This is a genomic window from Rhodococcus sp. 2H158, from assembly GCF_053764755.1.
Genome location: NZ_JBSNCE010000007.1, coordinates 90,125 through 114,764 on the forward strand (window position 1 = coordinate 90,125; position 24,640 = coordinate 114,764).

Genomic DNA, 24,640 nt, shown 5'->3' on the forward strand with positions numbered 1-24,640 from the left:
GTGACCACTCTCGCTGTCGTCGGTGCCACCGGACAGGTCGGCATCGTCATGCGCACCCTGCTCGAAGAGCGCAACTTCCCCGCCGACCGGGTGCGGTTCTTCGCGTCGGCCCGCTCGGCCGGCAAGAAGCTGCCGTTCCGCGGTGAGGAGATCGTCGTGGAGGACGCAGCGGCGACCTCCGACGAGGATCTGAAGGGCATCGACATCGCCCTGTTCTCGGCGGGTGCGACCCTCTCGCGTGCGCAGGCGCCGCGGTTCGCCGCCGCCGGCGCGACCGTCGTCGACAACTCCTCGGCCTGGCGCAAGGATCCCGAGGTTCCCCTCGTCGTGAGCGAGGTGAACCCGCAGGAGGCGAAGAACCCGCCCAAGGGCATCATCGCCAACCCGAACTGCACCACCATGGCCGCGATGCCGGTGCTCAAGGTCCTGCACGACGAGGCCGGACTGCAGCGGCTGATCGTCTCGAGCTACCAGGCTGTCTCCGGCAGCGGCATCGCCGGCGTCGACGAACTGCTCGGCCAGGCGCGCGCCGTCATCGGCGACGCCGAGAAGCTGGTGCACGACGGCAGCGCCGTCGACTTCCCGGCCCCGGACAAGTACGTCGCGCCGATCGCGTTCAACGTGCTGCCGCTGGCCGGCTCCCTCGTCGACGACGGCAGCGGCGAGACCGACGAGGACCAGAAGCTGCGCAACGAGTCCCGCAAGATCCTCGGACTGCCGGACCTGCTGGTGTCGGGTACCTGCGTGCGCGTGCCGGTGATCACCGGCCACTCGCTGTCGATCAACGCCGAGTTCGAACGCCCGCTGTCGGTGGAGCGCGCGAAGGAACTGCTCGCGAACGCCCCCGGCGTGCGGCTCGTGGACGTTCCGACGCCGCTGCAGGCCGCGGGCCAGGATCCGTCGCTGGTGGGCCGGGTCCGTCAGGACCCGGGTGTGCCGGACGGGCGCGGTCTGGCGCTGTTCGTCTCGGGGGACAACCTGCGGAAGGGCGCCGCCCTCAACACGATCCAGATCGCGGAGCTGCTGGTGTAGATTCATCCGCCTCGAGGTGGTCACCGAGGGGGAGGTTGTCGCGACATCGATCGAGTGATGTCGCCGACAACCTCCCCCTCGGCGTTTCAGTGGGCCGTCGACGCATACGTGCGTCGTTCCTCTTCCCGGGTCGCCGCCGCGACGTCGGCGGACTCGTCGGCGAGGTACGCGGCGCCGCCGACGAGCATGATCAACGCCCCCGCGATCCAAGCGGTCCAGGCCGCGCCGTCGCCGGCGAACTGCCCGATCCACGGCGAGATGAACAGGATGAGACCGACGACGGACAGGGACCAGTGGTCCTTGGTCGGATCCCGGGCGATCAGCGACCACAGGGCGTAAATCGCGGCGATGGCGCCCAGTCCGAGAGTGACACCGGAGCCGACGGGGGTGGTGTCGAACCATACCGATGCGGTCATGGTGACGATGCCCAGGATCAGGGCGATCGCTCCGGCCGACGAGTTCGAGATCTTCATGTGCGTGCCTCTCTTCGAATCGCTACATGTTGCGTAGCTACATTAAGTGTAGCGTTGTTGTAGGATTGTCGTAAGTCGAGACAGCGGACAGGAGTGGCGCATGCGGCAAGGTGAGGGGACTGCCACGCCGGAGGAACGCATCGCCGACGCCGTGCTCGAGCTGCTCCGTCGCAAGGGACCCAAGGCAGTGACGATCGAGGCCGTGGCCGCACACACGGGCATGGCCCGCACCACCATCTACCGCCGCTACCGCGACCGGGACGAGATGCTCACCGCGGTGATGGAGCCGATTGCGCAGCCCGCGCCTCCCGATCCGGACGCAACGGCGCACCAGGTACTGACGTGGCTGGCCGAGCAGTCCCTGCGTTCGGTCGACGGGGGCGTCGGCTTCGGTGGCCTCGCCGCGCTGGTGACCGATGCGGATCCCGCGTTCACCGGTCTCATCCGCTCGGTGCTCGTGCGCCACCGCAGCACCTTGACCGAGGTCGTGCGACACCACATCTCGCGGGGACTCGTGCGAGCCGACCTCGACGTCGAAACATTCCTGGACTGCATCGTCGGTGCCTACTTCGCGGAACGGGCCCGGAGCGGTGACATCGACGCCGACTGGAACGAACGGGTCGCGCAGACGCTGCTGCCCGCGTTCGTGCAACCGTGAGCCGTCCTGAAACGAGCGAATGTACCCTTCCCCCTTGTAGATCGACGGAAGGGTACATTCGCTCGGCTGCAGGCGGCGGCCGCTACTCGAACATGCGGTAGACCGCCTCGACGACGACGGCGGGCCGCTCGCTGCCCTCGAGCTCGATCATGCCGTCGATCGTGATCTGCACGCCGCCCTTCGGCAGCTTCTCGAGCGACTTCAGCGTGGCGTTGAGGCGGACCTTGCCGCCGGCCGGAACGGGGTTGGTGAAGCGGACCTTGTTCAGGCCGTAGTTGACGGCCATGGTCACGCTGTCGACCTTCAGCACCTCGCTCCACATCGGGATGATCAGGGAGAGCGTGAGGTAACCGTGGGCGATGGGGCCGCCGAAGGGGCTTTCCTTCTTCGCCCGTTCGACGTCGAGGTGGATCCACTGGTGGTCGTCGGTGGCGTCGGCGAAGGTCTGGATGCGGTCCTGCTCGACGGGCAGCCACGAGCTGACGCCGAGCGGTTGCCCGACGAGTGCCTCGAGATCGTCCAGGGTGGCGACGTGGGTGGTGGCGGTGGCGGGAATGGTCATGGGAACTCCTCGGTTCGCAGGTACCGACGTCAGCGCTCGATGCCGAGAACGCGCAGCGCGTTCTGCTTGAAGATCATCGGGGCTACGTCGGGTTTGATGTCGAGAGTGGCGAAATCGTTGCGCCATCGATCCACTTGGATGACCGGGAAGTCGGATCCGAACAGCACCTTGCGGCGCAGCATCGTGTTCGCGGCCTTGACCAGTTGCGGCGGAAAGTACTTCGGCGACCAGCCGGACAGGTCGAGGTAGACGTTCGCCTTGTGGGTGGCGATGGAGATCTGCGCGTCGACCCACGGTACAGCGGGGTGGGCCATGACGATGGTCAGATCGGGGAAGTCGGCGGCGACGTCGTCGAGCAGCATCGGGTCGGAGTAGCGCAGCTTGATGCCGTGCCCGCCGGGCAGCCCCGCGCCGATGCCGGTCTGTCCGGTGTGGAACAGGGCCGGCACCTGTGCCTCGACGAGGGCCTCGTACAGCGGGTAGAAGCGCCGGTCGTTGGGCTCGAAGCCCTGCATGCTCGGGTGGAACTTGAAGCCCTTGACGCCGTACTCGTCGACCAGGCGGCGCAACCGCTTGACGGCGGCCTTGCCCTGCAGGGGGTCGACGGAGCCGAACGGGATGAGCACGTCGTTGTTCTCGGCGGCGAACTCGGCGATCTCCTCGACCGAGTTCGGGGCGTGGCCGGTGGCCGACTGCGCGTCGACGGTGAACACGACCGCGGCCATGTTCCGCTCGCGGTAGTGCTCGGCGATGGACTTGATGGTCGGGGTGCGCTCCTCGCCGGACTTGAAGTACTTCTCCGACGCGGCCATCAGTTCGTCGTCCATGGACCGGTGGCCGCAGCCGTCGATCTCGACGTGGGTGTGGATATCGAGGGCGTCGATCTTGTCGAAGTCGATGCCGTACTCGTAGCGGCTCACTTGGCGAGCACCTCCTCGGGGAATTCCTCGCCGACGGACTCGACGCGGTCGGCGAACACGATGGGCCACTGGGCGGCGACGTCGTCGGCGGAGAAGCCGCCGTCGTGGAAGGCGGTGGCGGTCAGCTGCGGGTGCGACCACAGTGCGAGGCGATCCCCGCCGACGGAGAACGCCTGACCGGTGATGTCGTCGGCGTCGTCGGAGGCGAGGAAGGCGATCAGGCCCGCGACGTCCTCGGGGGTGCCCATGCCGACCTCGCGGCGGATGACCGCGGGCAGCTCGCCGGTCTGCTTCATCTGCTCGATGTAGGGCGCGAAGATCGGCACGGTCTCGGTCATCGCCGTGACGGCGACGGGGCACACGGCGTTGGCGGTGATGCCGGCGCGCTGCAGTTCCATCGCCCAGGTGCGGACCATGCCGACGACGGCGGCTTTGGCGCCGGAGTAGTTGGTCTGGCCGAAGTTGCCACGCTGGCCGGCGGGGGAGCCGATGGCGATGATGCGCCCGCCCTCGCCCTGCTCGCGGAAGCGGAGCACGGCCTCGCGCACGCACGTGAAGGTGCCGCGCAGGTGCACGTCGATCACGGCGTCGAAGTCGTCGTCGGTCATCTTCCACAGCACCTTGTCGCGCAGGATGCCGGCGTTGGTCACCATCACGTCGAGGCGGCCGAAGTGCTCGACCGCGGCGGCGACGAGCTTCCTCGCTGTCTCGGTGGGGCCGACGGGGGCGACCACGGCGACGGCGCGTCCGCCCGCGGCGGTGATCGTCGCGACGGCGGCATCGGCGGTGGCCCGGTCGACGTCGTTGATCACGACCGCGGCGCCGTGACGTGCCAGCTCGGTGGCGTAGGCGAGGCCGAGGCCCTGTCCGCTACCGGTGACGACGGCGACTTTGTTGCTGAGGTCCACGAGATCCTCCGTTGCTCGAGCTGATGTACTCCCAATCACATAGGAACATCTATTATTGAAAAAGTCAACGATTGAGGAACTGTTACCCTGAGGGTCACGACGAAAGGCTGTCGGAATGGAACGTCGACGCGTCCTCGAGGACGACCTGGGATTTCTGCTGACGCGTGCAAGCGCGATGGTGGTGCGATCGGTGAACGAGGCCCTTGCCCCGCTCGGGCTGCGGGTGCGCCCCTACACGGTGCTCTCCCTCGCGTGCGACGAACCCGCCGGTGTGGCGCAGCGCCGCATCGCCGCGGACATGGGACTCGACCCCAGTCAGATCGTCGCGATCGTCGACGAACTCGAAAGCCGCGGCCTCGTGGCGCGCACCGCGGATCCGGGCGACCGGCGCAACAAGCTCATCGTCGCCACCGACGAGGGGCGAACGCTGTGCGACGAGGCGCGCCGGCTCAGCGAGGAGGTGTCGGACCGGCACTTCGCCGGCGTGGACCCGGCTCTTCTCACTGAAATGCGCAATGTGCTCGGCCGCATGGTTTTTCCCGAGTCGGTGAACTCGGTCTCCTGAATCGCTGCACGTCGCCGACGTCGAGGCGAGGGGGCGGCGTTTGCTCGTGCCGACGTCCCGGAGTCGAGGACCTGCCCGGTGGCCGGCTCCGTATCCTGACGCAGGAGACCCGGATCGGCCGTCGCGCGACGGAACCGGCCACGCAGAGACCCAACCCGATTCTCAACGATCACCAGGCCGGCTCGACGGTCTCGTGAGCGCCGGCACCTACTGCGTGATCGTTGCGTGCATCTCCCACACGATGACCTCGGCGCCGGTCGCGGTGCTGAGGGTCTGGCCCCCGCTGCCGGTCACGCGCACAGCATCACCCTCGGTGAGCGGGCCGACGCCCTCCATCGCGGCCTCACCGCGGGCGACGAACACGTGCAGGAACGGAGCGTCGGGCAGGGTGATCGATGCCTGCCCGGGCTGCATGCGGGCGACGTGCATCGCGGCGTACTTGTTGGCGATACGGATGGCCGAGTGGTGGGCGTATTGCTTCATGCCCGAGGCGACGGGCACGAGCCCACCGGAGAGCAGGTCGTGGTCGATCTCGAGTTGCTCGTAGCCGGGGGTGATACCGGCTTCGTCCGGCACGACCCACATCTGGATGAAATGCACCGGGTCGTCGTGCTGCTGCGCGTGGATGCCGGTGGCGCCGTCGAAGCGCCACGAGTCGTTCTTCTCCGAGTGCAGGATGCCGGTGCCGGCGGTCATCCGCTGGGCCAGGCCGGGGTAGATGACGCCCGAGTGCCCGGTCGAGTCCTGATGCACGAGCGAGCCCTGCAGCACCCAGGTGACGATTTCCATGTCCTGGTGCGGATGAGTGTCGAAACCCTGCCCGGGGGTGACGATGTCGTCGTTGTTGACCGTGAGCACGCCGTGGTGGGTGTTGGCCGGGTCGTAGTGATGGTTGAACGAAAAGGAGTGCTTCGAGTCCAGCCAGCCGATGCGGGTCTTGAACCGGTCGTCGGCGCGGCGGAGGTCGAGGTGCGGGGCGGTGGGAGCAGACACGGGAATCGTTCCTGGAATCAGTAGCGGTGGCTGGTCGGTGAATTGCGGCGGGGCCGGATCCGGGCGTTGGGTAGCGGCGCCGCAGGCAGGCGCTCGACCTTGCCGCGGTAGCCCTCGATGCGGCCGAACCGATCGACCGTCGCGTGGTCAGGCGTCGCGGTATTCGATGATCTCGTCGTGGCTGCGCCCGACGAAGTTCCCCCACATGACGATCTCGCCGAACGGCTCGCCGCCGAGCGGCATTCCACGGGAGGTGATGATCTCGACGAAGGGGTGGCTCTTGTCGCCGACCGGAAGGTCCTCTGTACGGCACCGGATCTCGTCGGGGGCGAGTTCGGTGTTGCTCCGGGGAGAGATCCCTCCGGTCGGCGACAAGAAGACTTGTCAGTTCGCGAGTTTCGCCGCGGTGGTGACGACGCGGGAGGCCATGTGCTCGAGGGCCGCGAGGGTGGCGTCGTCGAGCTCGTTCTGGTTGTTCGGGCCGGTGATGTGGCCGACGCCGTAGGGGTTGCCGTCGGCGAATTTCACCGCATTGGTGTAGCCCGGGGGCACCAGGACGCCGCCGAAGTGCATCAGCGAGGTGTACAAGCTGGTAAGGGTGGTTTCCTGGCCGCCGTGTGCGGTTTGGCTCGAGGTGTAGGCGGCGTAGACCTTGTCGGCGAGTTTGCCCTGAGCCCACAGGCCGCCGAGGGAGTCGATGAAGGTCTGGAACGGAGCGGCCGTGCTGCCGAAACGGGTAGGCGAGCCGAAGATCACGGCGTCGGCCCACACGATGTCCTCACCGGTGGCTACCGGCTGATCCTTGGTGGCCTCGTAGTTCGCGGCCCACGCAGGGTTCTCGGCGAAGGTGGCCGGATCGCGGGTCTCGGCGATGTGGCGCACCCGCACCTCGGCGCCGGCGGCTTCGGCGGCCTTGGCCAGGCGCTCGGCCATCTTGGTGCCGTGGCCGGTGGCGGAGTAGTAGATGATCGACAGCTTGGTCACGTCGGTCCTTTCCTGTTCGGGGTACGTGTCCTCGTGGACAGAGGCAGAGGGCTGGTTCGTCTCGCCTCGGAAGAGGCGGCGGAAGTTGAACTTCATCGTTGGTTTCGAATCGGATCCTGCTGTGCGGTACCCGCCGGCTCATGTCATAAAAAGTTGCGGGATCAATCAATAATTACTGTAGTGGAGAACGTTGACTTGTCAACTTTTTCCGATCGGGGCAACCGGGGAACGTCGGCAACTATCCGTTGTCTATGTGAAGGGGGGCTATGGCGGCAGGGGACTCGCGCCGCTCGAATGAAAAGTGATTGTGTGAGCAACTGGAAGTACTGTAGCGCATGTAGTTGCGTTGTCAACTAAATGGGGTAATCTGGGGGTATGACCGACACGCGATGGCTCTCCGACGACGAACAGCGCCTGTGGCGGGCGTACCTCGACGCCACCCGCCTGCTGTTCCAGGAGCTGGACCGGCAGCTCGTCCGTGACGCCGGTATCGCGTTCGCCGACTACGAGATCCTCGTGCTGCTGTCGGAATCGCCGGAGCGGCGGTTGCGGATGCGCGAACTCGCCGACGCCAGCACCGTCAGCCGCAGCGGCATCACCCGGGCGATCACTCGCCTCGAAAGTGCCGGTTGGGTGCGTCGCGTGGACTGCGAATCCGACAAGCGCGGAGCCTGGGCGGAACTGACCGACGATGGTGCCGCCAAGCTCGCCGAAGCCGGTCCCGGACATGTCGCGGCAGTACGGGCGAACATGCTCGACGTGCTCAGTCCACGGGACGTTTCGGTGATGACGCACAGGTTCGCCGAGATGCGGCAGCACATGCTCGGAAATCGTGGTTGCCGGGCCACTCCCGGCTCGGCGGTCGCGTCGTAGCGGCGTCGGCATGCCGGCCGCTCGATCGGCCCGGCCCCGACCGATTCGGGCATCGGTAAGGCGGCGGCACGGGAACGGCCGCGGCGCAGGCAGGCGGGCCTTCTCGTGAGCCCTCTGCCGGGCGAGAAGTGCGTGCTCGGCATGGCGAGCGGTGCGGAGGCGTGCGACATACGGCAGTGGTCAGATCAGCATCGCGGCAACGGTCACGCAGGCGAGCACGACCCCTCCTGCCACCACCGCCACTGTCGGCGAGCCGGTGGACAGCGTGCTGAAGAAGGCCGCAGCGGCGGCCGCTCCGAGCGCGATGCCGGCGGTGGACTGGCGTCCGTCCGCGGCGTTGTCGGCGTCCCTGTCGGCGCGGACGCCGGTACCGGTGGAAGGTTGTATCACGGTGCACCGGGACGGGGTGTCTGATCTGATCATGGATGGGTTCCGTTTCTCTGCACGCTACGCGGATGGCGTCCCGCCGGACGGGCGCCGGCCGCAACCGCGATTTGCCGGTACTGTCTCGAACCCGTTGCCGCGCACGGCCAACCCCATTCGTCGTGCGCGGCACCGCGGACGTCGGTCAGGGCTGGAGAACGGCTTCGATCTCCAAGGTGAGGGTGATCTTGTCGCCGACGACGGCGCCCCCGCCCTCGAGGGGCATGTCGATGCTGATGCCGAAGTCCCTGATATGGGCGTCCCGATCGGCGTTGCGGGTGTCGATCGAGGCCACGGCGACCGAGGCCTCGACCGACGGCTCACCGCTGTCGGACACGGTGATCACACCGGAGAAGTCGTTGAAGGTGCCGCGGACCTTGCTCACGACGAGGTGCCGAACGGAGAACCCGACGGTCGAGTGGGTCGGATCGATGACCCAGGTTCCGGTAGTCAGGCCGGGCAGGGCGAGGGCGGTGCTCATGAAACTCCCATGGATAGATTGGTTGATTCGGCAACTACCGGAACCGTAGCCATCCAGTAGTTGACTTGTCAACTAGATGAGGGTGGTAGCCCGCGTGGGCCCGATGTGGTGCAGGACCTGTGTGGCGCCTCCGGGGTGGCTCCGGGCCCGACCGCCCGGGATCCCGCTCGCCTCGGATGACGACCGGTGGCATATGGTTGCACAGTCAACTAATTCTGCTATGGTGGGCCGCACCGGACCTTTACCTGAAGGACATGCCATGAGCACCGACACCCCCGATCCACGGCTCGCGCGCATCACCGTCGCCCACGCCCCCGCCAAGCACCGCTACGAGATCCGGGACGGCGACAACGTCATCGGCTTCACCCGTTACCGCACCCCCGACGGCGCACAGCGGGTGTTCGTCCACACCGAGGTCGACCCCGACTACGGCGGCCTGGGCCTCGCCGCCCGGCTCGTGGAGTTCGCGCTCGACGACGTCGCCGCCGCCGGCGAGCGCATCGTCCCGCTGTGCCCCTACGTCGCCAAGTACCTGCGCACGCACCATGAGCACGACGACATCGTCGACTGGCCGGAGGCACGGCGATGACTGCAGTCGCACCCGCCCGCATCGCGATCGACAAGCAGACCCGACCCGTCTACCGTGCCCAGGTAGCCGTCGCGGTCGCCGTCCGCGACGCCGTCGCCCAGGCCGGACTCGACCGGAAGCTCGTCGAATTGGTCAACATCCGTGTCTCCCAGATCAACGGCTGCGCCTACTGCCTCGACGTGCACACGCGCGACGCACTCGCGGGTGGGGAATCGCCGCAGCGCATCGCCGTCCTGCCCGCCTGGCGGGACACCGATCTGTTCACTGATCGCGAGCGCGCCGCGCTCACCCTCGCCGAGTCGGTGACGACCCTGCCGTCGCCCGGCGAGCAGGACCGCAACTATGCCGAGGCTCGGGAGCATCTGACCGACGACCAGCTCTCCGCGATCGTATGGGTTGTCATCGCGATGAACGCCTTCAACCGCATCTCCATCCTCAGCCGTCACCGCGTCCGCCCCTCGACTTGGGACGCCTGAAGCCGATTCGATCCGCCGAAACGGGAGGCCTGCCGACGGCGCTCTCCGAGCGTGCCGGGCTGCGGACACGAAAGCGGCACGCCGCTGTGGCGGCGCCGCGTCTCCCCGATCGGGTGAGTTCCTTGCCTACCGTGGCCAGAGCACCCGACTGCGAGCCCACGACTGGACCGCCGCGATGGTGGCGTCGAGCCCGTCCCTGCCCTGAACGGAGACCAGCGGGTCGGTGTACACCGCGTCCCCGGCGAAGACCTCCGTCAGAACGGCCTGCCGCGCGGCGGCGTCGGTCTCGTCCCACGCGGCGAGACAGCGCTGGACCGGCTCGTTCATGTCGCTCTCCTCAGTGGTCGTATTTCCTTGTCACCACCAACGTAGGGAGACGAGGACGATGGGGAAGCTGACATGCTCGAGTACTTCGCCCGCGCCTTCAGTACGCGGCCGGCTCGCCACGTCCGTGTGAGTCGAGCGCAGTGATTACGGCACGGCGTCACTCCGGCTCGTCGTCGGAAGGAGCAGGGTCGGAAGGAGCAGGGCAGGGCGGAAGGGGGAAAGCGACAGCGAGAACCTGGACGGCCGCCGCCGAGGCGGGCAGGAGGAAGGACGTGGTCGTGCCGGCGCGAAGAGGTGCGCCGAACGAAATGGCCGGGAGAATTCGCCGGTGCGTCCTCTGGCTCCTTGTGTAGAGGGGCGCTCTGGAATCCAGAGCGCCCCCGGGTGTCACCTTCGCCAGAACAGGTGGTGCGTCACGCCGCTCGGGCTGGGCACGACCTCGAGATGGAACCGGTCGAGTAGCTCATCGGGTGACTCCCAGAGTCGTACTCCGGATCCGAGCTGCACCTGCGAGACCGCCACGTGCATGGTGTCGACGAGGTCGGCCTCGAGAAACTGCCGGATGGTGGTGGCCCCACCACCGAGTCGGACATCCTTGCCCCGCGCCGCCTCCCGCGCCCGCTCGAGGACCGTGCCCGGGTCGCCGTCGACGAAGTGGAACGTGGTGTCGGAGAGGGTGAACGACGGACGCGTGTGGTGGGTCAGCACGAACACCGGGGTGCGGAACGGGGGTTCGTCACCCCACCATCCGCGCCACTCGTGGTCGGGCCAAGGCCCGCGTTGGGGACCGAACTTGTTGCGGCCCATGATCTCGGCACCGATATTGCGGGCGTAGTCCCGCGTGAAATAGTCGTCGAGGCCACGGCTGCCGCCAGGGTCGGTGCGCATGGGCCAGCTCGCCGTCGCGCCGGCCCACGCGAACATCTTGCCAGGGTCGGCGTGTCCGAACGGCCTCTCGAGACTCTGGTGTACACCGGCCGCGAAGCCGTCACTCGAGACGTTGAAGTTCTGGACTCTCAGCAGCTGATTCACTCGGTTCCTCCCGCACTCTCGATGAGGATGATACGGAGGTTGAGACTCCACGGGGCGGACAAACTCATCGGTGGGAATGGCAATCATCCGAAATACGGGTCATCTCGAGAGATGACGGGAGGAACATCCGGAATCAGAGTCCCTTGACGGGGCGTCGGCCCCCGGTCTCGGCGGGGCGCCCATTGCCGTCGTCGAGGACGACGTTGCCGTGGTGCTCGGCGAAACCAGCGAATCCGCCGATCGCGCACCGAGGCCGGTCACGGCCGTGCTGGTCGCATCCTCCTCCGCGCCTCGAACGTGCGCTGGAACGATCCCACCGTGGTCCCGGACCGACGCGCGGACGGCACGGTCACGGTCGCGGACGCGCTCGCCGAACCGGCCGAGTGGGACCGGAATGCCTGGCCGTGGATCGCCGACGACTGCGCGCTGTGGTGCGGTCTGCATCGGCGAGCTCGCCATCCCGAACTCGCCCGCCGGTACTGAGTGCTGTCCCCGCTGTCATGACACCCATCGCCGCTGAGTGCTGCCGACTGGGTTCTCGTCGCGCCTGTCCCATTATCCTCACGATCGAGCGAAGACGGAGGCGAGGCGGTGGATTGCTCGGGCTCGGGCCAGCCGGGGGAGGTCGCTACCGTCTCTGACGCGGGTGCCGTCCGCGCCGAGTTGGTCGATGACGTCGCGGGCCCAGTCGATGTCGGTCGGGGTAGGGCTCAGGGCGCGGTTGATGATGGGGGCCTGCTCGGGGTGCATGCACAGCTTGCCCGACAAACCCATGGTGCGGGTCACGGCGAGCGCGTCGGTGAGCGCGTCCTCGGCGGTGGTGAGTGTGGGGCCGTCGATGGGGCCGGGCAGTCCCGCTGCTCGGCTCGCGACCACCAGTCGTCCCCGCGCGTAGGACAGGGCCGGTGCGAGATCGGCTGCCCCGGTGTCGCGGCGGAAGTCGCCGCTACCGAAGGCGAGCCGGAAAGTTGGTTCTGCGGAAGCGATGTCGTAGGCGCGTTCGATGCCGAGTGCCGACTCGACGAGTGCCAGGACGGGGGTGCCGGCAGGTAATCGTATGAAGGTCTCGGTGACCTGTTCTGCCGATTCGCATTTGGCGAGCATCACGCCCAGCAGTCCGGGTGCTCCATCGAGTGCGTCGAGGTCGTGGTTCCAGTCCTCGCTTCCGGCGGGGTTGATTCGGACCCAGCCGGTGCCGCCGCGAGTGAACCACAGGTAGAGGGCTTCTCGTGCCGCGGGTCTCGCGGAGGGGACGACACCGTCTTCGAGGTCGTAGATGACGGCGTCCGCCGCTCCGGTGCGCGCGTCACCGAGATGCCGGCTGTGGGCTGCGGATACTAGCAACCACGATCGGGCATCGGCGGCGGGGACGACGGGATGGTTCGGGGGTGTCGGTGCCATGGGCGGTCCTCCAGGTAGTCGACGTTGTTATCGGGACAGCCATCCACCGTCGACGGACAGGGCGGTGCCGGTGACGTAGGCGGACGCGGCCGACGCGAGGAAGACGACCGCGCCGGCGAGGTCTTCCGGCCGTCCCCAGGTGCCGGTGGGGATGCGGCGCAGCATGTTCTCGGCCCGGGTGGGGTCGCCGCGGTGGGCGGCGGTGAATTCGGTTTCCATGTAGCCCGGGGCGATCGCGTTGACGCGGATGCGGTGGGCCGCCCACTCGTTTGCCAAAGCGCGTGTCAGGCCGAGGATTCCGTGTTTGGAGGCGGCGTAGGACGGGACCTCCATCCCGCCCTGGAACGAGTTGACCGATGCGATGTTGACGATGCTGGCGGCGGCGTTGTCGTCGAGGGCGGACCGCGCGAAGGCCTGGCTGAGTAGGAAGGGGGTGGTGAGGTTGAGGTCGAGCACCGCCGACCAGTCCGAGGGGGTGGTTTCGGTCGCTGGACCACGGCGGATGATGCCGGCGTTGTTGACCAGGATCGTCGGATGCGGGAACTCGGTCTTGGCCCAGGAGACGAGTTCTGCCGCGGATTCGGGGGTCAGGCCGCTCAGGTCGGTGGTGCGGGTCGCGCAGCGGACTCCCCGGGCGCGTACCTCCTTGGCGACCTGATCGAGTTCCCCGATGTCGACGGCGACGATGTCGGCTCCGGCCTCCGCGAGCGCGATGGCGAGCGCGCGGCCCAAACCGCGCGATGCCCCGGTCACGATGGCCGCGTTGCCGTCGAGTCGGAACAGGTCCAGGACCGGGGTGTGGACGGGTGCGTTCATGCGAGAGCTCTTTCTGCTCGGATCGGGAGACGAGACCTGGTGGCCGGGCCGGTGTGCGGGTGAGCGCCGCGCACCGGCCCGGCAGCGTTGTCAGTTCCGGGTGGCCTCGTCGAGGACCCGGTCGTGGACGAGGGAGGTGCGGGCGGTTTCCTTCGCGGCGATCACCGCGATGATGGTGATCACGGCCAGGATGGCGAGGTAGATGCTGACCGCGATCGTGTTCTTCTCCTCGACGGTTCCCAGCAGTGAGACTGCGATGACGGGGGCCAGACCGCCCGCGAACACCGAGGCGAGTTGGTAGCCGAGGGAGGCGCCGCTGTAGCGGACGCTGGTGCCGAACAGTTCGGAGAACATCGCCGCCTGTGGCGCGTACATCAGTGTGGTGAAGATCAGGCCGATGAAGATGGCCGCCGCGATGATGGTCTGGTTGCCGGTGTCGATGAGGGGGAAGAACACGAATCCCCATATTCCGGCGCCGAGTGCGCCGGTGAAGTAGAGGGGTCGACGGCCGACTCGGTCGGACAGGGCGCCGATGAGCGGCGTGAGGAAGAACTGGGCGACGGAGGCGATGAGCACACCGGCGATCGCGGCACTCTTGGGCATGTCCAGGTAGGTGACCATGTAGGTCATCACCACGACGGTGAAGATGTAGTACGAGGTGTTCTCCACCAGTCGCAGTCCCATGGCGATGAGCACCTCGCGCGGGTACTTGCGCAGGACTTCGATGATGGGGGCGTGTTCGCTCTTGTGGTTTTCGAGGGCCCTCTTGTTTTCGGCGAAGACGGGGGATTCCTCGATGCTCAGACGGATCCAGAGACCGATCAGGACCAGTACTGCACTGAGCAGGAAGGGAACTCGCCATCCCCAGGAATCGAAGGTTTCGTCGCTCTGGACCCACGCCAGCACCCAGAGCACCACTGCGGAGAGGAGGTTTCCGAGCGGAACGCCGGCCTGGGTCCACGAGGTCCAGAATCCGCGACGATCGTTGTCGCCGTGTTCGGCGGCCATGAGCACTGCTCCGCCCCATTCGCCTCCGACGGCGAAGCCCTGCAGTAGCCGGCAGGCGATGAGCAGCATTGGTGCGGCGATGCCGATGCTCGCGAAGGTCGGCAGCAATCCGATGGCGAAGGTCGCGGCGCCCATCATGAGCAGGCTGACGACCAGCATCTTCTTGCGGCCGAGTTTGTCGCCGTAGTGACCGAAGACGATGCCGCCGAGCGGGCGGGCGAAGAATCCCACCGCGAAGGTCGCGAACGCGAGCAGGGTGGCCGTGGCAGGTTCGCTGTCGGGGAAGAACAGGGGTCCGAAGACGAGCGCGGCGGCGGAGCCGTAGAGGAAGAAGTCGTACCATTCGACGGCTGTGCCGATCATGCTGGCGAAGGCGACCTTGACGATCGACGTGCGCCCGGCCGCGTGAGTAGCTGGTTCGACAGCGACATCGGAACTGGACATGGGGTGGCCTTTCGGGACAGGGGTGGGGTCCGGTGTGGTCATGGGACGAGCACGACCTTCATGTCGTGGCCGGCCGCGGCACGTTCGAGTGCCGAAGCCGCGTCAGTGAGGGGAATCTCGGTCACCAGCTGCGGCCACGGTGTCGGGTCGACGGCCATGGCGGTGGCAGCGGCCCGGTAGTCGACCTTGGTCGATCCGTAGCTGCCTTGCAGGCGAATCTCCTTGCGGGTGACGGCGTTGAAGTCGACCGTTCCGGTGCGGGCGAACAGGCCGACGACGGAGATGGGGCTGCCGGGGAGTACGGCAGCGATGGCGGCGTCGAGTGCCGCGGTCGAACCGGAGGCGTCGACCCAGGCGGTAGGGGTGAACGGCAGCTCGTCCCGTTCGGTGATCACGGTGCGCAGACCGAGTGCGCGGGCGAGCGGCAATCGCCCGTTCTCGTCGTTGTCGACTCCTGAAAGTACGACATCGTGGCCTCGCTGGGCGAGGACGAGAGCAGCCATCGTGCCGATCGGTCCGGGTCCGGAGACCACCACCTGGGTGGGGCCCTCGCCGGTGTTCTCGATATGCGCGACAGCGCGGCAGGCGACCGAGAGTGGCTCGGTCAGGGCCAGTGTCGACGCCGGCAGGTCGCGGTCGACCTCGACCAGGCGGACCTCGGGGACGACGAACGATTCGGCGGCGGCGCCGTCGAAGGACAGCCCGAGGACAGTGCGCTGGGGACAGATCTGGCGGAATCCGCGCTCGCACAGCGTGCATACCCCACAGCCGTCGATCGCCACGGGCACCACTCGCTTGCCGAGCCAGTTCGGGTCGACACCATCACCGAGAGCTTCGACGTATCCGACCGCCTCGTGTCCGAGCACTACCGGAGGGCGGATCCATTCATAGCCGGTGTCGTGACGCCAGGCGTGCACGTCGCTGCCGCACAGGCCGCAGGCTTCGGTGCGAACCCGCACCTGTCCCGGGCCCGGTTCGGGCTCGGGCAAATTCTGCACGCGGACGTCGCAGGGGGTGGCACTTTTCTTGGTGAGAGCTCGCATGGGGAACCTGTACTTTCGCCCGCGAACGGGCTCAGGGCTGAAAGAGGGTGAAACGCCGGCGGACACCGCCCCCGCGTGCGTAGAGCACTCGGTGAGGCTGCGCCATGTCGGGCGGTGTCCGCCGGAGCAGTGTCAGCGGATGAAGCGGTCGACGTAGTCGGCGCCGAGACCGACCGTCTCGTAGTGGGCGCGGGCCTTGTCGATCTTGCTGAAGACGTCCTCGATGCCGACGGTGTTGCCGTCGACGTCGACGTAGATGTAGGCGCCGCTCACGTGGAACAGGGTGGCCATCTCGGTCACGTCTTCGGGGACCTCGAGGGTGTGGATGTCGCCGGGCGGCTCGAAGGCGTAGGTGCCCTCTTCGGCCCACCAGTCGTATTCGAGGTAGTGCCAACGGCCGCGCAGGGTGAACGCGTGCACCGCGCCGGCGTGCCGGTGGCGGGACAAGATGCCCGAGCGGCGTACTCGCAGGATGTTCACGAAGTACCCCTGGCTCGCCGACAGCACCAGCGGGCGGAACTCGACGTCCTGGGACTGTGGGACCCACAGCCGTTCGTCGCAGTCGAGGTCCAGGGCACCCGGAACGATCAGGTCGTCACTCATGCCATACGGCTTGGGCCCCGTGTACGCGACCGCGGCCTCGTCCTTCATCTCAACGGTGGAACTCATGATGCTCTCCTTTCGCTTAATCGCATAAGTTACGGTACATCCCTGTGTTCCAGCGCACAAGCCCCATAGATTCCGTGGAGGGATTACGCGTCTACCTGGTCATATGTGGGCGGCGTTGCGCTTACCTGAGGGCGACTCAAGTCCGCCATACCGGCAAGTCAATGTGATTAACCGAATCAGTCGGACCTGGGCGCATGCCGTGGCAGGAAGTCCCGGCCTGTGCCGAGTGCTTAACCGACTAAGCTTTCGGTATGGCTGATGTCTCCCACCCCCAGAGCGGGGGCCGTCGCCGCGGGGGGCGTCCTCGCCGAGTGACGATGAGCGATGTCGCTCGTCAGGCAGGGGTGTCCTCGGCAGCAGTCTCCTACGCGCTCAGCGGGGCGCCGGGGGTGAGCGAGGAGCGACGTCAACGGATCCTCGCCATCGCCGAGGAAATGGGATTTCGGCCCAGCAGAATCGCCCGGGAGCTTCGCGCCGGTACCACGAAAGCCATCGGACTGCTCCTCGCCGACATCGCCAACCCCTTCTACACCGAGGTCGCCGGCGGTGTGGTCGCTGCCGCCGCCGAGGAAGGCTACGAGGTGTTCGTCTCCCATGTCGGCGTGGATGGCTCCCGCCAGGCCGATGTCGCACTGGCCCAGGTCGATCGAAACTGCAGCGGCCTGATCTTCACCTCGCTCGTCGCCGACGACAAGCCGCTCCTCGACAAGCTCCGGCACGAGAACATCCCCGTGGTGCAGCTCTATCGCAAGGTCGAGGACGAGCCCTCCGACTGGGTCGGTATCGACGACTATTCCGCCTCGTTCGAAATGGCTTCCCACGCCGTCGCCACCGGCCGACGCAAAGTCGCGATCCTCGGCGGTCCCGACACGTCCAGTGTGTCCGTCAACCGCATGGCGGGATACCGCGACGCCCTCGCCAAAGCAGGCCTGCAGGCGATCAACGAACCAGACCTGTGGGGCGAACTGACCCGCGCCTCCGGGGCGCTGCGCGCACGGGCGCTGTTCGCCGAACACCCCGAAACCGATGCGATCGTCTGCGGCAACGACCTGATCGCCCTCGGCGTTCTCGACGTCTGCCGAGAAATCGGCAAGCGCGTGCCCGAAGATGTGGCCTTGACCGGTTTCGACGATATGAGTTTCTCGAGCGCAGGCCCGTTGCAGCTGAGCACCGTGACGGTGCCGCGGGACCTGATGGGGCAGCGAGCCGCCCGCATGCTCATCCAACGGATCACCGGCGACGAGAGTCCTCCACGCAACGAACTACTGCCCTACAGCATTCAGGTACGGGATACGACCGCCCGCCGCGGATAGTTCGCCAACCGGAGCGTCGTATCGATCCGGTTGAGTGCTGCACACCGCCGAATGGGCGAACCGATGCGCAGGCATGGCCGAACGAAGGCGGGGAGTGTCCATATGGACACTCCCCTTGTCTGTGGTCGGAGATCTGCGGAAGCTGGAAGAGGTCGTCGGGGCGGAGGGCGGATGGCGCACCCACCGGCGCGAGCAAGCGCCCCGGGGGGCGAACCCAGGAAGGCCGTGCCGTGAGTGGTACGGGATTTCAGTGTGCGGCCGTGTACTCATCGACGAGCGACTGGGGCAGTCGACCGCGGGCAGGAACCTCGTAGCCGGCCTCGATGGCCCATTGTCGAATTTCTTTGGAATTCGGCGAACCAGAGGTGGTCGGTCGGGCCGTGCCGCCTCGCCGCTTGCGTCCTCCGACGCGGGTGGCATGTGCGGTGTAGTAGTCGATCTTCTTGCGGAAGTCCCGGGCGTTCTTCTTGTTCAGGTCGATGGTGTATTCGACTCCATCGAGAGCGAAACTGATCGTCTCCCCTTCGGTCTCCAGCAGGGTTCCATCGATGTCGTCGAATGTCTCGACGACTGTTCTGCGTGCCACGGGTGGACCTCCACTTTCGGCGCTTCGAAACCAACTGAAAGTACTCTATCCCCACCGAAGGGCGACGTACTGCCGGTATCACTCGATGGGGTCTACTCTCGTGACCAGGTGCCGGTAGTTGCCACCTTCGGTTGGTCGTTCGGTAAGCAAAGAAGAATTGCATTCGAAAGTTCATGGATTAAGCACTGGCTCACGGCGCCGGCCTCGAGTGGGCCCGCGCCGCCTTCTCCCGCCTCGGTTTCGGCAATTCCACGGACCGCCATGCCAATCGAAGGGGGTAGGGCGAACCGTTTCGAGGCGGCGTACGCGCGGATACACGACCCGTCGTATCCCTGGGGCGCTGCATTGCTAGCCGAGTTCCGAAATAGATTGTGCTGAAACGATTATTTGTGCATAATGACTTGTCTTCGTCGACGCAATGAAGTCACTGGCTCGTTTCGCGCCGAAGAATCAATCGTCGTCCGGATCATGAAACCTGGGGTCGCTCGTTGGTGAACGCGTGACTGGCATCGAGAAGGCTACCGGCACGGTGCAGAGCGATTCTGCAGAGTCGGGGGAGCAGTATCACCTTGTCCGCTACCTCTCCGGATCCGGCGCCCGTGCGGCATGCACTACCGGCTCGTCGGCGGGCATTCATAGGCGGACTTCGACAATCTCAGGTCCCTAGTTTTCGATGTCGACCACGCCTCGGAGGACGAGATCGACCTGTTCAGTGCCGGTTGAGATGTCTCGGCGCCTGACACGGGTGAGTGTGCCGGATTCGACTGCCTCGGCGACGGGGCGCGCGGCTCGCCGATCAGCCGCGTTTGTCCGTGAAACAGACTGCCGGGAAATAAGATCGGCCGACCAGCACGACCGCTGGTACATCTTCTGGCGTGGGGACTGGCGGAGCCAAGAAGAACGTTGCTGATCGCGTCGCGGTTGGTCTCATCGGTGAGTCGGCGGCCTCGGGCCGCACGTGCGGGGGAGATGTCGCCGGACGGGACGAGAAGCGGGTCGCGTGGCGCGTGGCGCAGTGAGGGTGAGTGCTTGATCGTCGGTCCCCGCTGCCGGGTGGGCTGGGCGGGGGCGGGGTTCTGCGCCGGGGTGGTTGGAGATCTCGAGCTGCGGTGGTCGATGCGGCGGCTTGGCCTGACGGACGGTGGGCGGTGCCGAAGCCGCGCAGCTTGCCCGGGGCCAGGGCCGGCGGCACATGCTCCAGGTCCTCGAGCAGCACGGCGAACAACCGCGGGGCTGTCACCGTGTTGCGGTGCGAGGGGACACGGTACGCAAACTGTGCCGAAAACTCCGGCAACGCTGTCGTTGGCCGCCCGCATCGTGCACTTCGTTGGTGTCGACGGCACAGGTCCATTACTAGAAAATTGGCTCGTACGGGGCCAGCTGCTGCTCTGTCGTCCGTTGAGCAACCCACATTTCGATCCTCTCCGAGTCGCTCTCGGCCCCCCATGCGCGGAGAGCGTCGGCGGCGACCAGAAGAGCGTCCGACGACATTGTCGCCAGAAGATCTTCGGAGGCGGTTTCGCGTTCATGTTGTGCACACGCGCTGGCGGGAATTCCGTTCATGGGAATCCTCTTTCCCCTCAATGGATGGTTGGCAGTACATCTGGATCAGTCGAGCGCACCCAGTTCGCGCTCAGGGGAGTTCGGTGGTCAGCGCACGCGGCGCAGCAGGGCGGCCGGGGCCTGGCCGCCGCCGATGCACATGGTGACGATGCCGAGTTCGAGGTCGCGGCACACCAGGTCCTTGGCCACCCGCAGGGTCAGGATGGCGCCGGTCGCGCCGACCGCGTGGCCGAGGGCGATCGCGCCGCCGTGCGGGTTGGTCTTGGCCGGGTCGAGCTTGGCGTCGCGGACCACGGCGACGGCCTGCGAGGCGAACGCCTCGTTCAGCTCGATGGTGTCGATGTCGGCCGGGGGGTACAGCAAGTTCGCCTCCCTTCGGACGCGCGAGGCTCGAGTGCGTTCCTACGAGGGAGTCGCCCCGGCGGGAGTATTCGCCGGCAGGTCAGATGGTCAAGCACCACTTCTATGTCGGCGCGCCGAGTTCCTGCCACTCCGGGCTCTCGGGCAGTTCCAGGGAAAGGGCCCGGTCGAGGAGAACAACGGCGACGGCCAGTATCCAGGACATAGGGGTAACGAAGAGTTTGGACATCAACGTGCGGCTCCAACCTTTGCGGTGTGCGATCATCCGCCGAATGCACCCTCGAAGCGAGAGCGGGAAGCGGAAGCGGCGCCCGGGCCGAGAAATTGGGCGCTGCTAACAATAGTATATTATCTATCCAGCTTGTCCGCAAGAAGATCCCGATGCCAGCATTCGAGGTCCGATCGCGGCAGGGCAGCCTGCCTCGCCGTTACTGCTGGGTGAACTCACTCGCCCGGACCTCTCTCGATCGCAGTGTCGAGGCACCCGCGCCGGGCTTGCCTCGTCAGCACGTGGGCGTAGTCGGCGTCGAACCGCCATCCGTGTCGCCTGGGCGTCAACTGCGGTGCCGTTACGGTACGTAGCCATCGATCGTGCGCCCCGATTCGCGCTGCACCGCCGTGGTAGACGATGCTGCGGGTGGAGCGGCAGCTTCGACAGCCGGTGCGCGCCCGCACCGGATCCCTGCGGCAGTCCTCGCGAGCCCGCACCAGATCGCGCGCCGCTTCCCTGCCCCGACGGTCGGGATCGACACCGCAGTGATCTCGTCGGCGCTGCAGGTAATCGCTGGAGGAGAAGAGGCCCAGGGCATGGCCGCCAATCGGGATAGCTTCGGCTCGAACGACTTTGCCGGGCGCTGTTGGGGATATACTATAAACAACACACCTTGGGGTGGTGAACTCTGCACGTAGCTACCTGCCGTGCTTGTCGCCGGGATGCTGCGTACCGACGTGAGGATGGACTGTGACCAGCACATATGAGGTGTTCGCTCTGCGTTATGCCACGCTGTCGTGGACCCACAGCAAGGCGTATCACTGTTATGGGGTGTACGGGGAGGAGGATTCGTCCTGCGACCTCGACTACTACTTCTGGCTGGTCCGCAACGGTAACCGGACCGTCCTGGTCGATTGCGGTTTCGACGACGAACGCGGCGGAGCGCGAAATCGGCTGCAGCAGACAAGTCCACTGGAGTTGCTGTCCCGGATGGGAACTCGTGCCGAGGATGTCGATCACGTGGTGCTCTCGCACATGCACTACGACCACATCGGCAACATCGACCTGTTCCCGAACGCCACGTTCAGCATCGCGCGCGCGGAACTCGAGTATTGGACAGGCCCCTACTCCGATCGTCCCACCATCGCCTGGCCGGTCGAGAGCGAGGAGGTCCGGATGGTGCAGCAGTTGGCCGGTGAGGAGCGCCTGGAGCTGGTCGAGAATTCGCATGAGCTGTTCCCCGGACTCGTGCTGACGAAGGTGCCGGGCCACACCCCGGGGCAGCTCGTCGCGGAGGTGAACACCGACGGGGGGCGGCTCGTCCTCGCCTCGGACGCCGTGCACTTCTACGACGAGATGAATCTGGACCGTCCGTTCTCGACCTTCCACGATCTCGCTGCGATGTACCGGAGCTACGAGATGTTCCGTGACCTGGACGCTCGCCCCGACACCCTCGTCGTGCCGGGCCACGATCCGGACGTCACCCGGAAGTTCGAGGTGGCCGCCGATCAGTGCATCGACCTGACGAAGCCGGTGGACCTGGACGAGCGGACGCGCTCGGAGAGGGAACTGGCCGACGCGGCTCACCGCCTCGCCCAGCGGCCGCGGCACTGCTGAGGCAACACAGACGAGGGGCGGCGGGTCGACGACCTGCCGCCCCTCGTCTGTGTTGCCGAATGAGTGATGCCAGGTCAGTTCGCGGAGCCGGGCCCACTGCCGCGGCGCTTGATATAGGCCGCCATCGCAACGCCCATCGCCAGGGCGAGGAACAGACGCACCACCTGGCAGGTGACGATCAGACCGACGTCGGTGCCGGCCTCGAGGGCGAAGGCGGTGACAGCGGGTAGACCGCCGGGGGTGGTGGCCAGATACCCGGTGAAGACGCTCACTCCGAGTGCATGGGCCATCAACGCGCCGATTCCGGCGCACGCGGCGAGACTGAGCAGCAACGAGACCAGTGCGAGAGGCATGATCGTCGCGATCTTGCGCAGCACGTCCCGCGTGAGGTCCAGGCCCACCATGAGCCCGATCGCGGCGAACCCCACTGCAAGGATCGGCACCGGCACGTCGTATGACGGAAACACATCGAGCAGGGTCAGCGCCAGGGCCACGAGCATCGGCAACATCAGTTTCGATGCGGTGAACGTCAGTACCCGAGCGAGCGCGAGCCCGGCCAGCAGTGACACGACGGTGAACGGCAGTCCGCTCCAGTACCCGTCGTGGCCGGCCGTAATGCCCGATCCGGTACCGCCCCCACCGAGCAGGGGCGCAATCATGGGTACCGACAAGACCACCACGAGGACCCGGAGGTACTGCACCGATACGACGGTCGCCTCGTCGGCCTTCAGTTCCCGCGCCATCGCGGTCAGCCCGGACGCACCGCCGGCGATGGAAGCGAAGGTGGCGGTCGATCCGCGCACGTGCGGGGAGATCCGCAGCAGCTGCCCGAAAACGAGGGTGACCGCGAGGGTTGCCATCGCGCTGCCGAGGGTGGCGACGGGGTGCGCGGCGAGGGTGGCGACGACCGACGAGTCGATCATCGAGCCGGCCTGTACGCCGATGATGCCGAGTGTGACTCCGCGGAAGGTGTCGGGCATCTTGCGGGGGGAGCGCACGCTCAGGGCACACAGGCCGCCGGCGAGTACTCCGGCGAACAGATACGGTGACGGTGCCCCGACGAAGACGAGCACTGCCGTCGTCACCGCGAAGGTCCCGGCGACGATCAGCCAGAACCTCATACTGTCGCGCCCGTGGGTATCGCGGCGCCCGAGCGTCCGTGTCATCGTCTCACGCGTGGGGGAGCAGTATCTGGCGGATCACGGTGCCGACGTGCAGGCGGTCGAGCGCACCGTCCAGCTGGCCGAAATCGATGGTTCCCGACAACAGTCTGTCCACCGGCAACCGTCCTTCCTGGTAGAAGCGCAGGAACCGGGGGATGTCCCTGTCCGCGATTCCGCTGCCCAGCAACGATCCCCGTAAAACCTTCTCCTCGGAAACCAGTTGGGTGTGCGGGTACTGGTGGACCGCTCCGGTTGCGCCGACGCCGACACAGATCACCTCGCCCCCCTTGCGGGTGACGGCGAAGGCCGGTGCCAGCGCGGCGGTGCTGCCCGAGATCTCGAACGTCCGGTCGACACCGCCGTGCGAGATCTCCCGGACCTTCTCGACGAGGTCCGGGTCGCCGGCCTCGACGGTGTGGGTGCAGCCGAGTTCCTTGGCGAGCTGGAACTTGCCCGGCAGCAGGTCGATTCCGATGATCTGCGATGCGCCGGCGAGACGAGCGGCCATCACGGAGACCAGGCCGACACCGCCGAGCCCGAAGACGGCGACGCTGTCGCCGGGCCGCACCCCTGCGGTGTTGAACACCGCGCCCGCCCCGGTCACGACGGCGCACCCGAAGACGGCCGCGACCTCGAGCGGGATCGAGGAGTCGATCTTGACCAGGGAGTTCGGCACCGTCACGGCGTACTCGGCGAAGCACGAGATGCCGCTGTAGTGGTAGACCGGCTCACCGCCGAGGCTCAGCCGCCGTGCACCATTGGGCAGCAGCCCCTGGGCGCGGCTGACGCCGACGTTGTCGCAGATCACAGGCCGCCCCTGCACGCAGTACACGCAGGTGCCGCAGCCGCCGGCCACCGTCATCACCACGTGGTCGCCGGCCCGCAACCCCTGGACTCCGGCACCCACCTCGCGCACGATGCCGGCGCCCTCGTGGCCGCCGACGACGGGCAACGCGCGCTTGCGCAGGCCGGCGACGACGGACAGATCCGAGTGGCAGACGCCGGCGGCTCGGACCTCGACGAGGACCTCGCCTTCCTGGGGGCCCTCGAGGTCGACCTCTTCGATTCGGAAGGGCCTGCTGTCGGAGTAGGGCAGGGCCAGGCCCTGCTCGTGCATCACTGCCGCTTTCATCCGCATGTCAACTCTCCT

Annotated in this window: 27 protein-coding genes and 2 pseudogenes; 9 read left to right on the forward strand and 20 right to left on the reverse strand. The window is 66.8% G+C overall.

Translation table 11 applies throughout. From position 1 onward, the window contains the following. On the forward strand, nt 1-1,032 hold the full coding sequence (locus tag ACWPOB_RS08595; protein WP_006932608.1) for an aspartate-semialdehyde dehydrogenase: 1,032 nt from the start codon (nt 1-3) through the stop codon (nt 1,030-1,032). 86 nt (nt 1,033-1,118) lie between these two features. Here ACWPOB_RS08595 and ACWPOB_RS08600 read toward each other — a convergent pair whose 3' ends face one another. Then, entirely contained in the window at nt 1,119-1,505 is a 387-nt protein-coding gene (locus ACWPOB_RS08600) for an SPW repeat domain-containing protein (RefSeq protein WP_100055049.1), read from the reverse strand. 100 nt (nt 1,506-1,605) lie between these two features. Here ACWPOB_RS08600 and ACWPOB_RS08605 point away from each other — a divergent pair, with 100 nt between their 5' ends. After that, the gene (locus ACWPOB_RS08605) at nt 1,606-2,163 is read left to right on the forward strand and encodes a TetR/AcrR family transcriptional regulator (protein WP_100055050.1); all 558 of its coding nucleotides are present in this window, start codon (nt 1,606-1,608) and stop codon (nt 2,161-2,163) included. A gap of 82 nt (nt 2,164-2,245) precedes the next feature. Here ACWPOB_RS08605 and couM read toward each other — a convergent pair whose 3' ends face one another. Genes couM through couN form a run of 3 tightly spaced genes read right to left on the reverse strand, consistent with a single transcriptional unit; the run spans nt 2,246 to nt 4,553 of the window. Next, complete coding sequence (gene couM, locus ACWPOB_RS08610) at nt 2,246-2,725, reverse strand: p-hydroxycinnamoyl-CoA hydratase (protein ID WP_050034483.1); 480 nt, start codon at nt 2,723-2,725, stop codon at nt 2,246-2,248. A gap of 29 nt (nt 2,726-2,754) precedes the next feature. Next, nucleotides 2,755-3,645: a 4-hydroxyphenyl-beta-ketoacyl-CoA hydrolase gene (gene couO / locus ACWPOB_RS08615; RefSeq protein WP_072634133.1), complete on the reverse strand. Its 891-nt coding sequence runs from the start codon at nt 3,643-3,645 to the stop codon at nt 2,755-2,757. Further along, nucleotides 3,642-4,553: a 4-hydroxyphenyl-beta-hydroxyacyl-CoA dehydrogenase gene (gene couN / locus ACWPOB_RS08620; protein WP_100055051.1), complete on the reverse strand. Its 912-nt coding sequence runs from the start codon at nt 4,551-4,553 to the stop codon at nt 3,642-3,644. Before couN ends, couO begins: the two co-directional genes overlap by 4 nt. Nucleotides 4,554-4,668: 115 nt before the next feature. Between couN and ACWPOB_RS08625 the strand changes: the two genes are divergently transcribed. Next, the gene (locus ACWPOB_RS08625) at nt 4,669-5,118 is read left to right on the forward strand and encodes a MarR family winged helix-turn-helix transcriptional regulator (RefSeq protein WP_100055052.1); all 450 of its coding nucleotides are present in this window, start codon (nt 4,669-4,671) and stop codon (nt 5,116-5,118) included. A 207-nt stretch (nt 5,119-5,325) separates the two neighbouring features. Here the strand turns inward: ACWPOB_RS08625 and ACWPOB_RS08630 are convergent, their stop codons facing one another. From ACWPOB_RS08630 to wrbA, 3 genes and pseudogenes are all read right to left on the reverse strand, one after another. Next, nucleotides 5,326-6,111, reverse strand: coding sequence for a pirin family protein (locus ACWPOB_RS08630; protein ID WP_455400554.1), 786 nt, complete (start codon nt 6,109-6,111; stop codon nt 5,326-5,328). Nucleotides 6,112-6,128: 17 nt separating this feature from the next. After that, nucleotides 6,129-6,366 (reverse strand): annotated as a pseudogene (locus tag ACWPOB_RS08635) (pirin family protein); the annotation flags it as partial. Nucleotides 6,367-6,495: 129 nt separating this feature from the next. Then, entirely contained in the window at nt 6,496-7,095 is a 600-nt protein-coding gene (gene wrbA, locus ACWPOB_RS08640; RefSeq protein ID WP_455400555.1) for an NAD(P)H:quinone oxidoreductase, read from the reverse strand. Between the two features lie 375 nt (nt 7,096-7,470). On the opposite strand from wrbA, the gene ACWPOB_RS08645 reads away from it, so the two are divergent. Further along, nucleotides 7,471-7,968, forward strand: coding sequence for a MarR family transcriptional regulator (locus ACWPOB_RS08645; protein WP_100055053.1), 498 nt, complete (start codon nt 7,471-7,473; stop codon nt 7,966-7,968). Nucleotides 7,969-8,148: 180 nt separating this feature from the next. Here ACWPOB_RS08645 and ACWPOB_RS08650 read toward each other — a convergent pair whose 3' ends face one another. Continuing rightward, nucleotides 8,149-8,391, reverse strand: coding sequence for a hypothetical protein (locus ACWPOB_RS08650; RefSeq protein ID WP_455400556.1), 243 nt, complete (start codon nt 8,389-8,391; stop codon nt 8,149-8,151). Nucleotides 8,392-8,536: 145 nt separating this feature from the next. Beyond that, complete coding sequence (locus ACWPOB_RS08655) at nt 8,537-8,872, reverse strand: YceI family protein (RefSeq protein WP_455400557.1); 336 nt, start codon at nt 8,870-8,872, stop codon at nt 8,537-8,539. A gap of 259 nt (nt 8,873-9,131) precedes the next feature. Here ACWPOB_RS08655 and ACWPOB_RS08660 point away from each other — a divergent pair, with 259 nt between their 5' ends. Together ACWPOB_RS08660 and ACWPOB_RS08665 are read left to right on the forward strand one after the other, a co-directional pair. Next, complete coding sequence (locus ACWPOB_RS08660; RefSeq protein ID WP_100055055.1) at nt 9,132-9,461, forward strand: GNAT family N-acetyltransferase; 330 nt, start codon at nt 9,132-9,134, stop codon at nt 9,459-9,461. Beyond that, nucleotides 9,458-9,937 (forward strand): carboxymuconolactone decarboxylase family protein, encoded by a 480-nt coding sequence (locus ACWPOB_RS08665; RefSeq protein WP_100055056.1) that lies wholly within the window; start codon nt 9,458-9,460, stop codon nt 9,935-9,937. Before ACWPOB_RS08660 ends, ACWPOB_RS08665 begins: the two co-directional genes overlap by 4 nt. A gap of 126 nt (nt 9,938-10,063) precedes the next feature. Here ACWPOB_RS08665 and ACWPOB_RS08670 read toward each other — a convergent pair whose 3' ends face one another. Together ACWPOB_RS08670 and ACWPOB_RS08675 are read right to left on the reverse strand one after the other, a co-directional pair. Beyond that, nucleotides 10,064-10,264 (reverse strand): hypothetical protein, encoded by a 201-nt coding sequence (locus ACWPOB_RS08670; RefSeq protein WP_455400558.1) that lies wholly within the window; start codon nt 10,262-10,264, stop codon nt 10,064-10,066. A gap of 387 nt (nt 10,265-10,651) precedes the next feature. Further along, nucleotides 10,652-11,296: a dihydrofolate reductase family protein gene (locus ACWPOB_RS08675; protein ID WP_455400559.1), complete on the reverse strand. Its 645-nt coding sequence runs from the start codon at nt 11,294-11,296 to the stop codon at nt 10,652-10,654. Nucleotides 11,297-11,614: 318 nt separating this feature from the next. Here ACWPOB_RS08675 and ACWPOB_RS08680 point away from each other — a divergent pair, with 318 nt between their 5' ends. Then, the gene (locus ACWPOB_RS08680) at nt 11,615-11,779 is read left to right on the forward strand and encodes a hypothetical protein (protein ID WP_455400560.1); all 165 of its coding nucleotides are present in this window, start codon (nt 11,615-11,617) and stop codon (nt 11,777-11,779) included. Nucleotides 11,780-11,857: 78 nt separating this feature from the next. On the opposite strand, the gene ACWPOB_RS08685 is transcribed toward ACWPOB_RS08680, so the two are convergent. The 5 genes from ACWPOB_RS08685 to ACWPOB_RS08705 form a co-directional block, all read right to left on the reverse strand. Continuing rightward, nucleotides 11,858-12,697 carry an HpcH/HpaI aldolase/citrate lyase family protein gene (locus ACWPOB_RS08685; RefSeq protein ID WP_455400561.1) on the reverse strand — a complete coding sequence of 280 codons (840 nt, stop codon included), beginning with the start codon at nt 12,695-12,697 and terminating at the stop codon, nt 11,858-11,860. Between the two features lie 27 nt (nt 12,698-12,724). Further along, the gene (locus ACWPOB_RS08690) at nt 12,725-13,513 is read right to left on the reverse strand and encodes an SDR family oxidoreductase (RefSeq protein ID WP_100055059.1); all 789 of its coding nucleotides are present in this window, start codon (nt 13,511-13,513) and stop codon (nt 12,725-12,727) included. Nucleotides 13,514-13,603: 90 nt separating this feature from the next. Further along, nucleotides 13,604-14,965 (reverse strand): MFS transporter, encoded by a 1,362-nt coding sequence (locus ACWPOB_RS08695; RefSeq protein ID WP_455400562.1) that lies wholly within the window; start codon nt 14,963-14,965, stop codon nt 13,604-13,606. A 38-nt stretch (nt 14,966-15,003) separates the two neighbouring features. Next, entirely contained in the window at nt 15,004-16,008 is a 1,005-nt protein-coding gene (locus ACWPOB_RS08700) for an alcohol dehydrogenase catalytic domain-containing protein (RefSeq protein WP_455400563.1), read from the reverse strand. A 132-nt stretch (nt 16,009-16,140) separates the two neighbouring features. Beyond that, nucleotides 16,141-16,677, reverse strand: coding sequence for a 2,4'-dihydroxyacetophenone dioxygenase family protein (locus ACWPOB_RS08705; protein WP_100055062.1), 537 nt, complete (start codon nt 16,675-16,677; stop codon nt 16,141-16,143). Between the two features lie 317 nt (nt 16,678-16,994). Here ACWPOB_RS08705 and ACWPOB_RS08710 point away from each other — a divergent pair, with 317 nt between their 5' ends. Then, nucleotides 16,995-17,990: a LacI family DNA-binding transcriptional regulator gene (locus ACWPOB_RS08710; protein ID WP_455400564.1), complete on the forward strand. Its 996-nt coding sequence runs from the start codon at nt 16,995-16,997 to the stop codon at nt 17,988-17,990. Nucleotides 17,991-18,237: 247 nt separating this feature from the next. Here the strand turns inward: ACWPOB_RS08710 and ACWPOB_RS08715 are convergent, their stop codons facing one another. Further along, on the reverse strand, nt 18,238-18,576 hold the full coding sequence (locus ACWPOB_RS08715) for a histone-like nucleoid-structuring protein Lsr2 (protein WP_455400565.1): 339 nt from the start codon (nt 18,574-18,576) through the stop codon (nt 18,238-18,240). A 1,650-nt stretch (nt 18,577-20,226) separates the two neighbouring features. Then, nucleotides 20,227-20,490: pseudogene (locus ACWPOB_RS08720) on the reverse strand (acetyl-CoA C-acyltransferase); the annotation flags it as partial. A gap of 970 nt (nt 20,491-21,460) precedes the next feature. On the opposite strand from ACWPOB_RS08720, the gene ACWPOB_RS08725 reads away from it, so the two are divergent. Continuing rightward, a complete protein-coding gene (locus tag ACWPOB_RS08725; RefSeq protein WP_100055064.1) occupies nt 21,461-22,327 on the forward strand; it encodes an N-acyl homoserine lactonase family protein in 867 nt (288 codons plus the stop codon). A 74-nt stretch (nt 22,328-22,401) separates the two neighbouring features. Here ACWPOB_RS08725 and ACWPOB_RS08730 read toward each other — a convergent pair whose 3' ends face one another. Next, nucleotides 22,402-23,448, reverse strand: coding sequence for an AbrB family transcriptional regulator (locus ACWPOB_RS08730; RefSeq protein WP_455400566.1), 1,047 nt, complete (start codon nt 23,446-23,448; stop codon nt 22,402-22,404). 49 nt (nt 23,449-23,497) lie between these two features. Further along, nucleotides 23,498-24,628 (reverse strand): zinc-binding dehydrogenase, encoded by a 1,131-nt coding sequence (locus tag ACWPOB_RS08735; protein WP_100055066.1) that lies wholly within the window; start codon nt 24,626-24,628, stop codon nt 23,498-23,500. Nucleotides 24,629-24,640: the final 12 nt, after the last annotated feature.